The organism is Shewanella marinintestina, assembly GCF_023283845.1.
Taxonomy (GTDB): Bacteria; Pseudomonadota; Gammaproteobacteria; order Enterobacterales; family Shewanellaceae; genus Shewanella; species Shewanella marinintestina.
Genome location: NZ_JAKILC010000002.1, coordinates 70,456 through 83,024, shown reverse-complemented (window position 1 = coordinate 83,024; position 12,569 = coordinate 70,456). Strand labels below are relative to the sequence as shown.

Here is a 12,569-nt window from a genome sequence, read left to right as displayed (position 1 = left end):
GTAATAAGAAGAGGCATTTTTATTGGTTATAATTGAATTTTGTATTACGTTTTTATTGTCTTATATTGCTCATAGCAAAATGGGCTTATTGAATTGGAATAATCAGTATGGAACGTGGCTACGTTCTTCATAGCAGGCATTTTCGTGATGGTAGCGTTATCGTTAACTTACTGGTCGATGGTAAGGGACGAGTTGATGCTGTTGCACGCTTAGGCGGCGCTAAAAACTCTATTCGTAGCATTATCCAACCCTTCCAGCCGATTATCTTTATGTTGCAGGGGAAAACCGATCTTAAGAATCTCAAACAAGTTGAAGCGGCAAGTCCTGCTGTTCCGTTAACGGGTGACTGTTTGTATTCTGGGTTGTACCTTAATGAACTGTTAATTCGTTGTTTAAGCGTGCAGCATAGCGCTGAAAACTTGTTTTTTGATTACCATCGTACCTTGATTGCCATGGCGACAGAGTTCAACCAAAGTCAACTTAGATACTTTGAACACGCACTTTTAAAAGAGCTAGGCACTATGCCATCACTTGATTTTGACCCAAGTGATGCACCGATCACTGCAAGTGGTTTTTATCGTTTAGAGCCAGATCATGGTTTTACGCCTGTTATTGCAACAGCTTTCAATCAGCATCGATTTTTCACTGGCGAAATGTTGGTTGCCTTGAATCAGCGTACATTGACTGCAGAGCACTATCTAGAAGCCAAGAAATTAATGCGACAATTATTAGCGCCAGTACTTGGCGATAAGCCACTGCATTCAAGAAGCTTATTTGCCAAGAAACCGAAGATTTAGCTTATTCCTGTCAAGACTCAGCAACAACAAATTAAATACTGTTTAGCTCTCGAGACTGGCTAAACCGCAACCCTATCAGTACAATATCGTCTTTTATTTCTGCTTATTTTTTAAGGAACAAACATGGGCCGGATCTTATTGGGCGTTAACATCGATCATATTGCGACTTTACGTCAGGCACGCGGTACAAATTATCCCGATCCAGTTCATGCTGCAGCCGTTGCGGAGCACGCCGGCGCAGAAGGCATTACTATTCATTTGCGTGAAGATCGCCGTCATATTATTGACCGCGATGTGTACACTCTGGCAAAAACCTTAAAGACGCGTATGAACTTTGAGATGGCTGTTACCGAAGAGATGCTTAATATTGCCTGTGAAATTAAGCCTGCTTACGTTTGTTTAGTACCAGAAAAGCGCGAAGAGCTAACCACCGAAGGTGGCCTTGACGTAGCCGGGCAGCAAGACAAGATCGCTGCGGCTGTGGCTCGCTTAAGCAAAGAAGGCATTAAGGTGTCGTTATTTATTGATGCAGATAGCACGCAAATTGACGCGGCTGTGGCAGTCGGCGCGCCGGTTATTGAAATTCACACCGGTTGCTATGCGGATGCTGAAACTGATAGCGAGCAAGCTGCAGAACTTAAGCGCATTACCGAAATGGCGAGCTATGCTCACAATAAAGGTCTAGTGGTTAATGCGGGTCATGGTTTGCATTATCATAACGTTAAAGCTATTGCTGCTATCCCTGAGCTATATGAGCTTAACATCGGCCATGCCATTATTGCTCGTGCGGCAATTGATGGTTTAGATAAAGCTGTGCGTGACATGAAACAGTTAATGTTAGAAGGCCGTCGCGGCGAGTAAAGCGAGTATCTAATTGGTATTAATAGCCGAGGCCTTTGCTCTCGGCTTTTGTTTATTCTAGCCGGTTGTTTGCAAACAACCGCCATATAGCTTGTTATAAAGGCTCAAAATGATTGTAGGTTTAGGCACTGATATTGTTGAAATAGCGCGGATTGAAGAGCGGATCCCTGCTGTAGGAGATGAGGCATTGCTAAGTTGCCGTTTAGCCAAGCGAGTATTAACAGCTGCTGAGTTTAGCATATTTGTCAGCAGTGCTCAGCCTGGACGCTATCTTGCTAAGCGTTTTGCAGCGAAAGAAGCTGCAGCTAAGGCGTTAGGCACAGGCATTGGCCGCGGAGTATCATTCCAGCATATTGAGATCAGTAACAACGCGAATGGCGCACCGCTAATAGCGTTTACTGACGGTGCAGCGAAAAGGCTAGTAGAGATTGGCGCTAAGCATGCGCATATTTCTATTGCAGATGAGCAGCGTTATGCCACTGCAACGGTGATTTTAGAATCTTAGATTGTTATCGCGCGGCAGTTAATGCAGCTGAATAGCTGCATTAAAAGAGGCTTTTAAAGCTAACTGTTTGTGTTAAATACATCGAATTGACAGCTCATCACCTGTTCTCCCTTACAAACGAGTTCGCCAGTAAACTCAAAACCAAGCTGCTGATAAAGGGCAATAGCATTAACGTTGTTGGGATATACACTTAGGTGTATTTGCTTGCACTTAAAGCGGTCAAAAAGAGCTGTGAGTAATAGTTTAGCGAAGCCTTTGCCTAACCCTTTTCCTTGAAATCGCTTATCAATCAAAAATCGGTCAAACCACACTCTGCTTGACGGATTTTTATTGGCTTGTGTTGTTTGCTCATCAACCGTTAATTGTTCGCATTCTTCAAATTGACCGAACATGGCAAATCCAGCGATATCTTCGCCATAATAAAGGGCTACCGGGGTGAAGCGTGGATCTTCTTTGGCTTCAAGTAAACAGTCGGAGATGGATTCAATAAAGTCGTTTTGGTCTTTATTAAGTTCTAGTGCTAGAACGGTTTGTCGATTGGTTATGTCAATAGTTTGGATACTGAGGGCTGGGAAGTTCATGTTGAGATTGCTGGCAATTATTTATCCCGAGTGTAATCGAACTAAGACTTAAGTTAAATAACTCGCTTAAGCCTTAGTTCGTTAAGTCGCAGGTAGCGTATTGTTACGCTTTGTTAAAAGTGTTCAGTTAAAGGCAATTTAGATGAATAAGTGCTCTATTCATCGTCAAACTGGTCTAAAAAAGCTTTTGAGGGCATAAAGAACAAGCAGCCAGTCTTAGCTTCAACAAAGTCTAATAGGCGGTCATAGTGACCATTATCATCGGCATTAATCATCTGAGTCAGTGAAGTGTTAATAATCGACGGTGTGGCAGCAAAACCTACAAACATAGTGCCATGTTCCATTGCATTACCGTAGGGACGGTTTTGCCTGAGCATTTTTATCTCTTCGCCATCAATTTCAACTTTGCTCTTAGCGTTGTGCGCCCATGCAGGCTTTTCTTCATCACTTAGCTCAATGTTGTCCATCTTAGTGCGCCCAACGACTTGCTCTTGATATTCAGTTGTCTGCTTGTCCCATAAACCTTGGCGATCGATATAGCGTTGCACATGTAAATAGCTGCCACCGCGATGGATTTCAATATCATCGGCAACCAATACCGCTTCAATTCTTTCATCACCATCAGGGTTTTCTGTGCCATCGACAAAATCAATCATGTCACGATTATCTAAGTATTTATAACCTTGTATGTCTTCTGTTAAGCAGGCTATCTCGCTAAAGCTATTGCGAATGTACTTAGCGGCTTGGAAGTTGAGATCGATCCTTTCAGACTTGATCATCACGAAGATATCGCCAGGTGTTGACGGGAAGTGGCGCTCGCCATTACGCATTTCTGGAAATACCTGCAATTCAGCAGGCATTGGAGAGTCTGGGAACAACTGTGGCCATGCATTGGATGAAAAACCGATTGAGATATTTAGATCTGCGGTTAGATCTTTATGATTGATTGATTTCTCTATCCCAGCAATAGCACTAATGCCATCGGTTATGACAGTGGCTAATTCTGCTGTCGGGATCAATGAAAACGTCAAGTATTCAACGTGAGAACTAGGATTAGATAATACGCCAGGTTGGGCAAGTGAGCATAACTGTGTCATTTACGGTGTCTCCATACAATAAATTAGGAGTAATTAAGTTCTTCATTAAAGTGTAGTGGAACTCATCAATAGCTTTAAAAAACTATACGCCTTTAATTAAGAATGTGAAATTAACTCCAGTTAATATTTATGATTGGCTTTCATAAGTTTGCTGGCTGTTTATTTTGCGTAAAAGCGTTTTTTAATTGATTTAAGTGAGCTTGCTTATGAATTTACGGATTATCGACGCTGTGGGTTTGTTAATCATTGTTGCTCTGTGTATTCTGCAGCTGTTTGATTGCCTGCATGTCCTCAAGCGAGGCTCTAAGTGCTGATATTGGCGAAAATTACTTAGGTTGGCCGATGGGGTCTTTATCCAAATATAAGAGTCGTTGTTATGTTGTTTTATGTAAATAAAAACCGATACCCACTGATTGTACTATTGAGTTTTTGGCTGTTGTCAGCGTGTAGCGGCAATGTGCAGCTTCCAGTTAATGAGGATGACCTAGATCAACCTCGCTGCAGTAAGCAGTATCAAAGCGATTGTCCTGAGTATTATCGAGGTGAGTTATTTACCGGCATTGCGACTAATTATGCTTATGGTAAGGCGTTTTATAGAGTGACTCAGTATCAAGATGGACTCGAACACGGCTATAGCTTCTCGACGCTAAACAATCAACTCAATGAAACGGCTTGGTATAAGGCGGGTAAGTTAGATGGAAAGCAGATTAGTTATCACTTTTCCACCACTGGAAAGCCGCAGTGGGTGCGACTTTATCAAGCTGGCGTAAAAATGGAGCATTGGCTTTATGATGAGCAGGGCGTAATCCTCAGCTATAAGCGATTCGAAGGCGACAAAGAAGTCGAGAGCATTAGTTATGAAAAAGGCCGAGAATGGCGTCTGTACTATTTTGTTGATGGTGAAAAGCGCCAACGTCACAAGGACTATTATGCAGATGGCCTGCTTGAGAGCGAGAGTGAATTTATTTATGCCGATTATAAAAAGCTCAATGAGAAAACTTACTATCGTAATGGTCGCTTAAGAAGCAAATTTACCTACAACAGGGTAACCAATACCGGCATATTAGAAACATACCGCTCCGATGGCAAACGACGCTCAGAGCAACATTATGGCTATAACCCACTCAATACCCTTCATGGGGTGCAGTTAACCTTTTGTGGTGAAAATGGTCGAGTTGATTCTCGCGAACATTACAATATGGGCGTGGAAGATGGCGAGTTTACTAAATATCACTGCAATGGCCAGTTAATATCCAAGCGTACTTATGTAAACGGCGTGGTGACAGATAAACAGATTAAAATCTATGATGAGAATGGCCTGGCAGTGGTGATAAAAAAGCTTGATGGCAAAGGTAAGATCATCCAAGAAAGCTACTTTGATGATGACTTATCTAAATGGGTGACTTATTCAACAACAGACTAGTCACTAGTGGACAATCCCTTTGCGAAGAGGGCGGCGGTGACTTAGCATAAGCTGCTTTATTGCAGAGTAATGCAGCTTAAAGGGCTAATTTGAATTTTTACTCTATTAAAATGCGACAAGATCCATTAGGTTAATATTTAGTTAAATTTGGCTAGTGTTAATGGGGCATTGAAAATACGCCTATCGAGAGATTAGTGCGATTTATGCCCCGCTGAGCCAAATACAGTCGCCATGTTAGAAACGTTTGCGAATACAAACCCTAGCAATGTTTCTATACTGGCAAGCCTATATGGAGAAGAGCAGATGAAATCCGCCGAAGAGCAGTTATCAACCTACAAGAGTGTGCATTTAAATCCTAAAAATATTCGGACTCACTTTGTGGGCGTACCTTTGATTATTTGGTCACTATTTTTATTACTGAATTTAATACCTGTTAATTTTGCCGTGTCTAATGAGCCCGTCATCACGTTTAATGTTGCCACGATTTTTACAGTCGGCGTGCTTCTCTATTATTTCCTATTACATGCAAGACTTGCCATTGGTTTAACGATTTTTATTATTCCCGTGCTTTATACATCAAGCCTTGTGGCGCAAATATCCCATGCATTTTGGATTGCGGTCGTGGTATTTTTTGTTGGTTGGGTGATCCAATTTATTGGCCATCATTACGAGAAAGCCAAGCCAGCTTTTGTCGATGACTTAAATCAATTGTTAATAGGACCGTTCTTTTTGATGGCAGAGGTTTACTTTATGTTCGGGCTAGAAAAGCAGTTACTCGCAGATATTACGCCTCTAGCTCGAGATAAACGTAGGGCGTTAGAGGCCGCAAGAAAAGCAGGTTAAGTGGTATTAGCGATAAACATAGATAATTAAAAAGGCGCGATAGCGCCTTTTATTGTGAGTAGAGCATTGCTCGACTAATCTGCAGTCTTAGGCGCAAGGTAATGCTGTGGCATGACTCTAACCGTTTTTATCATATTGTCTGCGACATCTATCACTTCCAGCGGGTAGCCATATAAACGCATGGAGGTGTTAGGCTCTGGAATATCTTCTAAGTACTCAAGTACTAAACCATTGATGGTCTTAGGACCATCAATCGGGAAGTGCCACTCCATCTCTTTATTGAGGTCGCGTATGTTTATTGTTGCTTCAATCAGGAAACTGCCATCTTGCTGAGGGGTAATATCTTCACTCGGAGTGGTGACCATAGAAGTGGTAAAGTCGCCGACTATTTCTTCTAAAATGTCTTCAAGGGTTACTAAACCTTGAATGTCGCCGTATTCATCTACAACTAGCCCTATGCGTTCTTTATTTTGCTGAAAGTTAGATAGCTGCACATTAAGCGGCGTGGCTTCGGGAATAAAGTACAGCTCTTTTACCGCACGCAGTAAGGAAGACTTACTAAATTGGCCTTTCGATTGTAAGCGCAATGCATCTCTTAAATGTACAAAACCAACCGCATCATCTACGGTATCTCTGTATAGCAACACCCTTGTGTGCGGGCTTTGAATAACCTGCTTATTAATACTTTTAAAATCATCGTTTATATTGATGGCGTAAAGCTCGTTACGCGGGATCATGATGTCGTCAACAGTAACTTTCTCAAGATCCATAATCGATAACAACATCTCTTGGTGGCGCTGTGGTATTAAGGCGCCAGCCTCGTTTACTACTGTCCGCAACTCTTCTTGACTTAAGGCATCATCGGCTTTTACTGAGTGGATGCCAAGCAAGCGTAAAAAAGTAGAGGTAATAAAATTGACGACCTTTACGAAAGGAGAAAGTACTGTGAGTAATACTCGTAGGACAACACTGGAGGGAAAGGCGATACGTTCTGGGTGAAGCGCGGCAACAGTTTTAGGAGTGACTTCAGCAAAGACTAAGACGACGAGCGTTAATACACCGGTCGAGATGGCGACCCCCACGTCACCAAATAAACGTATGCCGATAATGGTCGCTATCGCTGACGCTAAAATATTAACGAGGTTATTGCCAATAAGAATGAGCCCAATCAATCTATCTGGTCGTTCCAACATTTTTATCGCGCGCTTAGCCCCTTTATGACCACTATTAGCTAAGTGGCGCAAACGATAACGGTTTAGTGACATCATGGCTGTTTCTGAGCCAGAGAAGTAAGCAGACAGTAGGATTAAGACGAACAGAATAGATAAAAGTACGCCAGTGGATATATCGTCCAAGAGTTGGAGCTCCGCTGTTGTTTAAAGAAAGGGCGAAAATTCAAGCTAGATAAAGCGCTATAAAAATAACTAATTACAGAACTTTCTAAAGAGTGTCAAGTTTGACCCATCAAGCTGCGATGGGTCAATTGACGAAAATGAAGCTTAGCGGAGGATTAACTCTTTAACAATGCGCGCACCAAAGTAGGCAAGTGATAGCAGTACGCCGCCTGTTAAAGTATAAGCAACGGCGGTACGAATACGACAACCAACCCAGTATTGCTGAGCTAACATGGCGATATAAACACACCAAGCCATAATCGATAATACCGCTTTATGTCCTTTACCTTCTTCAAACATATCATCTAAGAAGATAAAGCCTGTGGCGAGTGACAAACTCAATAAAATTACGCCTACAATCACTAAGTGGTATAGCTGTTTTTCGACGGTCATCAGCGGTGGCATAGCCGATGTCATCACAATTTTCTTGTTCTTAAGACGGTTCTGGATAATTGCTAATTGAATCGCATAAAGCGCCGCAATCATTAATGCACTGTACGCCATTAGTGACAAGACAACGTGAACGAGTACATCAGGATGGATCTCAAAGTGAATGATGTATTCTGGTGGTACTAACCATAATAGCGCAACAGAAATGATTGAGCAGACGTAGACTACTGGCAATACTACGATGACTTTGAGTCTGAATAACAAAATGGTAAAGCTAAAGGTAATAATCCAGTTAACCATCGAAATTACGTTGGTTAAGCTAAAGTTTTGCCCGTCACTTGTCATTATGGTTTGAGATAGGGCTGCAGCATGCAACACCACGCCTACAGCTGCAAATCCTGCGACGAGCTTTCTGTTTGGTCCGTCTACATGAAACAGGCGACTTGCGACGAGAACCAAAGCAATACTATAAAATAACATGGCTGAAGCGGAAAAAATGACCATTGAGTATTAACCTATTGTTTATGAGTCTGATGCGTTACGCATACTTAATAACGTTTAACTAAAGCTGACCAAACGAGTTGCATACTAGCCTGATTCAAACAGGAGTTAAATCGCAGAATGAGCGAAATTATCGCTTTAGGTCTCTTTGCTTACGTTATTAGGTTTTATATCTCAGAATTCACCGATAACGTTGTCAACTAGAATAACATGAGCAAAGGTCTTTTGGGCAGTGACCTTGATTGCAAAAATTGGCTGATTCTTTGTCCTAACAGCGATTTTTGTTAAATATTTATCGATTGTAAGGCCTAGTTATAAAAGTTACTTGCGTCATTCTGTAGCATAATATCTGGGCATCGCTATAATACAGCCCCATCAATGTAAATTTTAAACGGTAAAGAACTGGATAATGTTTGAGAACTTAACTGACAGATTGTCACGGACTCTGAAAAATATCAGTGGCCGTGGTCGCTTAACGGAAGAAAACGTTAAGGAAACCTTACGCGAAGTCCGCATGGCACTTCTTGAGGCCGATGTTGCCTTGCCTGTGGTTCGTGAATTCGTAAATAGCGTTAAAGAACGCGCTGTTGGACAAGAGGTTTCTAAGAGTCTAAGTCCAGGCCAAGCCTTTATTAAGATCGTTCAAAGCGAACTTGAAAATGCGATGGGCGAAGCGAATGAAGCTTTAGACCTATCGGCACAGCCTCCAGCTGTAATCATGATGGCGGGTTTGCAAGGTGCGGGTAAAACCACCAGTGTTGCAAAACTGTCTAAATTCTTACGTGAGCGTGAGAAGAAATCTGTACTTGTGGTTTCTGCCGACGTATACCGTCCTGCTGCAATCAAGCAGCTAGAAACCTTAGCTGCTGAAGTAGACGTTCAATTCTTCCCATCAGATGTTAGCCAAAAGCCAGTCGATATTGCTAATGCTGCCATTGCGCACGCGAAGCTAAAGTTTATTGATGTGGTTATTGTCGATACTGCAGGTCGTTTGCACGTCGATGAAGCCATGATGGACGAAATTAAAGACCTTCATGCGGCGGTTAAGCCAGTTGAGACTCTGTTTGTGGTTGATGCCATGACAGGTCAAGATGCGGCAAATACAGCGAAAGCTTTTAATGAAGCCTTGCCACTTACCGGTGTGGTTTTAACTAAAGTTGATGGTGATGCACGCGGCGGTGCGGCATTATCGATTCGCCATATCACAGGTAAGCCAATTAAATTCTTAGGTGTTGGTGAAAAAACCGACGCACTAGAAGCGTTCCACCCTGATCGTGTGGCTTCACGTATTCTTGGTATGGGCGATGTGCTTTCTCTTATTGAAGAGGTAGAGCGCGGCGTCGATCAAGAAAAAGCCATGAAGCTTGCTGCTAAAGTAAAGCAAGGCGGAAATTTTGATTTAGAAGATTTCCGTGAGCAGTTGCAGCAGATGAAGAATATGGGCGGCATGATGAACATGATTGAGAAGCTACCGGGTGTGGGTCAATTACCACCTGAAGCGCTTGCTCAAGTTCAAGACGGCAAGATGACTGGGCAGATGGAAGCTATTATCAATTCTATGACACCAGGTGAGCGTCAACGCCCTGATATCATCAAAGGTTCGCGTAAGCGCAGAATCGCGATGGGCAGCGGCACACAAATTCAAGACGTGAACCGTTTATTGAAACAGTTTACGCAAATGCAGAAGATGATGAAGAAAATGTCGTCAAAAGGTGGCATGAAAAAGATGATGCGTGGTATGAGCGGTATGCTTCCACCAGGCATGAAAATGCCCGGCCGCTAGGCATTATTTATATTCTGCAAAGCTAAATTTACAGACTAGAGTAAAACTTGCTCTGGTCTGTTTATCGTTTTAGGTGTAAAAAACGCCGATTACGGTTGCATTCGTCGGTCAGTCAGGTAAAATCTGCCGGCTTTCTATCTGGGGCTCTCCGCGAACACGGAGTTTCAGTTTTTATTTTTGCTTGATAAAAAGCAAATCATTAGAGGATACCAAACGCATGGTTACCATTCGTTTAGCTCGTGGCGGCGCAAAAAAGCGTCCATTTTATAACATCGTTGTAGCTGACAGCCGTAACGCCCGTGACGGTCGTTTCATCGAGCGCGTTGGCTTTTTTAACCCTGTAGCTCGTGGCCAAGAAGAAGCTCTACGCTTAGATCTTGACCGTGTTGAGCATTGGGTTGCTAACGGTGCTGCTACTACTGATCGTGTAGCAAAACTGATCAAAGACGCTCGTAAAGCTGCTGCTTAATAGCGTTAAGGTATAGATTGATGAGTAGTAAACAAGAACCCGTCATCCTTGGCAAAATCGGTTCAAGTTATGGCATTAAAGGTTGGTTGAAGATCACTACCTATACCGACTCTGTTGAAGGTATCTTTGACTATTCACCTTGGCTTATTAAAGAACAAGGCGAATGGCGCGAGGTTAAGGTCGCCCAGTGGCGTTTCCAAGGTAAAGCCGTCGTTGCTTGTCTTGAAGGCGTATCAACACGGGATGAGGCGCAAGCGCTTACTAATTGTGAGATTGCTGTGCCAGCGGATCAGATGCAAGATTTACCAGAAGATGAATTCTACTGGCGAGATCTTATCGGCTGTGAAGTTACCAATACCAAAGGCTACAACATGGGTACAGTGCAAGAGATCGTGGAAACAGGATCAAATGACGTACTTTTAGTTAAAGCAAACGCGAAAGATGGCTTTGGCAAAGCGGAACGTATGATTCCCTTTGTTACTGACCAGTTCATCCAAAAGGTGGATTTGGCAGCAAAACAGATTTTAGTGGATTGGGATCCGGACTTTTAAGTCGAGGTAGAACATATGTGGTTAGGGGTAGTAACCCTGTTTCCCGAGATGTTTCGTGCCGTAACAGACTTTGGTGTAACGGGTCGTGCAGTTAGTAAAGGGTTACTAGAGTTGCAAACGTGGAATCCCCGTGATTTCACCCATGATAAACATAAAACAGTGGATGACCGCCCTTATGGTGGTGGCCCTGGAATGTTGATGATGGTGCAGCCTCTACGTGATGCCATCCATGCAGCTAAGGCTGCAGCTGGAAAAGATGCGAAGGTGATTTACCTTTCTCCTCAGGGCCGTAAGCTGACACAGCAAGGCGTTGAAGAGTTAGCTCAATCATCCAGTTTGGTTTTAGTGTGTGGTCGATACGAAGGTGTTGATGAGCGCATTATTCAAACTGAAGTGGACGAAGAGTGGTCAATAGGAGATTACGTGCTTTCGGGCGGTGAGCTTCCGGCGATGACTCTGATTGATTCAGTTTCAAGATTGGTTCCTGGCGTGCTAGGAAAGCAAGCTTCTGCAGAGCAAGATTCTTTCTCTGACGGATTACTGGATTGTCCCCACTATACGCGTCCTGAAAGTTTGGATGGACTGGATGTTCCAGCCGTATTACTAAGTGGCAACCACGAACATATTAGACGCTGGCGTTTACAGCAAAGCCTAGGTAGGACTTTGTTGAGACGACCAGAATTACTTGAAAATCTAGCTCTGACTGGCGAACAAGAGAAGCTTTTAGCCGAATTTGTTGACAGCATCAAACAAGATGATTAGTCGAAGCGCAGTTATTACTAGTATGGAGTTTATTTAATGAATAACATCATCAAAATGCTCAACGAAGAGCAAATGAAAACCGACGTACCACAATTTGGTGCCGGTGATACAGTAGTTGTTAAAGTACGTGTTGTAGAAGGCGGTAAAGAGCGTCTACAGGCGTTTGAAGGCGTTGTAATCGCTAAGCGTAACCGCGGCGTTCACTCTGCATTCACAGTACGTAAAATCTCTAATGGTGAAGGTGTTGAGCGTGCGTTCCAGACTCACAGCCCAATCATCTCTAGCATCGAAGTTAAGCGTCGCGGCCGTGTTCGTCGTGCTAAGCTTTACTACCTACGTGATCGTTCAGGCAAGTCTGCACGTATCCGTGAGAAGCTTGCTACTAAGTAATTTAGTACTCGCTAAAAAAAAGATGCAGTGTTCGCACGAGAAACCGCCTATATGGCGGTTTTTTGTTGCCTAAATTTTAGTAAGCCTTCTTCTGTCCTCTACTTCGTTTTCCTACAGTTAAATTTTTCATTATTTAAAATCAGTGCTTGATCTCAACTGCTTGTATAGGCATAGTGTTCTCAAGGTGTAATGGTGTACCGTTACAATATTACTTGAGGTTGA

14 protein-coding genes are annotated in these 12,569 nt (G+C 42.9%); 10 read left to right on the top strand and 4 right to left on the bottom strand.

The window, feature by feature from the left end:
- The first annotated feature begins 107 nt into the window (after positions 1 to 107).
- The 3 genes from recO to acpS all read left to right on the top strand — a co-directional run bounded on the left by recO (position 108) and on the right by acpS (position 2,163).
- Complete coding sequence (recO, locus tag L2747_RS02695) at positions 108 to 797, top strand: DNA repair protein RecO (RefSeq protein ID WP_248997565.1); 690 nt, start codon at positions 108 to 110, stop codon at positions 795 to 797.
- A 123-nt stretch (positions 798 to 920) separates the two neighbouring features.
- Positions 921 to 1,658 carry a pyridoxine 5'-phosphate synthase gene (gene pdxJ, locus L2747_RS02690; protein ID WP_248997564.1) on the top strand — a complete coding sequence of 246 codons (738 nt, stop codon included), beginning with the start codon at positions 921 to 923 and terminating at the stop codon, positions 1,656 to 1,658.
- A gap of 109 nt (positions 1,659 to 1,767) precedes the next feature.
- Positions 1,768 to 2,163, top strand: a complete 396-nt coding sequence (acpS, locus tag L2747_RS02685) for a holo-ACP synthase (RefSeq protein ID WP_248997563.1) — start codon at positions 1,768 to 1,770, stop codon at positions 2,161 to 2,163.
- Between the two features lie 59 nt (positions 2,164 to 2,222).
- Here the strand turns inward: acpS and L2747_RS02680 are convergent, their stop codons facing one another.
- Both L2747_RS02680 and L2747_RS02675 read right to left on the bottom strand, forming a co-directional pair.
- Positions 2,223 to 2,744 (bottom strand): GNAT family N-acetyltransferase, encoded by a 522-nt coding sequence (locus L2747_RS02680; RefSeq protein ID WP_248997562.1) that lies wholly within the window; start codon positions 2,742 to 2,744, stop codon positions 2,223 to 2,225.
- 155 nt (positions 2,745 to 2,899) lie between these two features.
- The gene (locus L2747_RS02675; protein ID WP_248997561.1) at positions 2,900 to 3,841 is read right to left on the bottom strand and encodes a Dyp-type peroxidase; all 942 of its coding nucleotides are present in this window, start codon (positions 3,839 to 3,841) and stop codon (positions 2,900 to 2,902) included.
- 376 nt (positions 3,842 to 4,217) lie between these two features.
- On the opposite strand from L2747_RS02675, the gene L2747_RS02670 reads away from it, so the two are divergent.
- Together L2747_RS02670 and L2747_RS02665 are read left to right on the top strand one after the other, a co-directional pair.
- Complete coding sequence (locus tag L2747_RS02670; RefSeq protein ID WP_248997560.1) at positions 4,218 to 5,264, top strand: toxin-antitoxin system YwqK family antitoxin; 1,047 nt, start codon at positions 4,218 to 4,220, stop codon at positions 5,262 to 5,264.
- Positions 5,265 to 5,567: 303 nt separating this feature from the next.
- Positions 5,568 to 6,107: an Mpo1 family 2-hydroxy fatty acid dioxygenase gene (locus L2747_RS02665; RefSeq protein WP_248997559.1), complete on the top strand. Its 540-nt coding sequence runs from the start codon at positions 5,568 to 5,570 to the stop codon at positions 6,105 to 6,107.
- A 74-nt stretch (positions 6,108 to 6,181) separates the two neighbouring features.
- On the opposite strand, the gene L2747_RS02660 is transcribed toward L2747_RS02665, so the two are convergent.
- Both L2747_RS02660 and L2747_RS02655 read right to left on the bottom strand, forming a co-directional pair.
- Positions 6,182 to 7,462, bottom strand: coding sequence for an HlyC/CorC family transporter (locus tag L2747_RS02660; RefSeq protein ID WP_248997558.1), 1,281 nt, complete (start codon positions 7,460 to 7,462; stop codon positions 6,182 to 6,184).
- A 144-nt stretch (positions 7,463 to 7,606) separates the two neighbouring features.
- The gene (locus L2747_RS02655) at positions 7,607 to 8,395 is read right to left on the bottom strand and encodes a cytochrome C assembly family protein (protein WP_248997557.1); all 789 of its coding nucleotides are present in this window, start codon (positions 8,393 to 8,395) and stop codon (positions 7,607 to 7,609) included.
- 406 nt (positions 8,396 to 8,801) lie between these two features.
- Between L2747_RS02655 and ffh the strand changes: the two genes are divergently transcribed.
- The 5 genes from ffh (at position 8,802) to rplS (ending at position 12,347) form a co-directional block, all read left to right on the top strand.
- Entirely contained in the window at positions 8,802 to 10,175 is a 1,374-nt protein-coding gene (gene ffh / locus L2747_RS02650; protein WP_220779625.1) for a signal recognition particle protein, read from the top strand.
- 217 nt (positions 10,176 to 10,392) lie between these two features.
- Positions 10,393 to 10,644 carry a 30S ribosomal protein S16 gene (gene rpsP, locus L2747_RS02645; RefSeq protein ID WP_012154307.1) on the top strand — a complete coding sequence of 84 codons (252 nt, stop codon included), beginning with the start codon at positions 10,393 to 10,395 and terminating at the stop codon, positions 10,642 to 10,644.
- 20 nt (positions 10,645 to 10,664) lie between these two features.
- Positions 10,665 to 11,195 (top strand): ribosome maturation factor RimM, encoded by a 531-nt coding sequence (gene rimM, locus L2747_RS02640; RefSeq protein ID WP_220764433.1) that lies wholly within the window; start codon positions 10,665 to 10,667, stop codon positions 11,193 to 11,195.
- A 15-nt stretch (positions 11,196 to 11,210) separates the two neighbouring features.
- Positions 11,211 to 11,957 (top strand): tRNA (guanosine(37)-N1)-methyltransferase TrmD, encoded by a 747-nt coding sequence (gene trmD / locus L2747_RS02635; RefSeq protein WP_220779627.1) that lies wholly within the window; start codon positions 11,211 to 11,213, stop codon positions 11,955 to 11,957.
- Between the two features lie 36 nt (positions 11,958 to 11,993).
- On the top strand, positions 11,994 to 12,347 hold the full coding sequence (rplS, locus tag L2747_RS02630; protein WP_012276214.1) for a 50S ribosomal protein L19: 354 nt from the start codon (positions 11,994 to 11,996) through the stop codon (positions 12,345 to 12,347).
- The last annotated feature ends 222 nt before the right edge of the window (positions 12,348 to 12,569 follow it).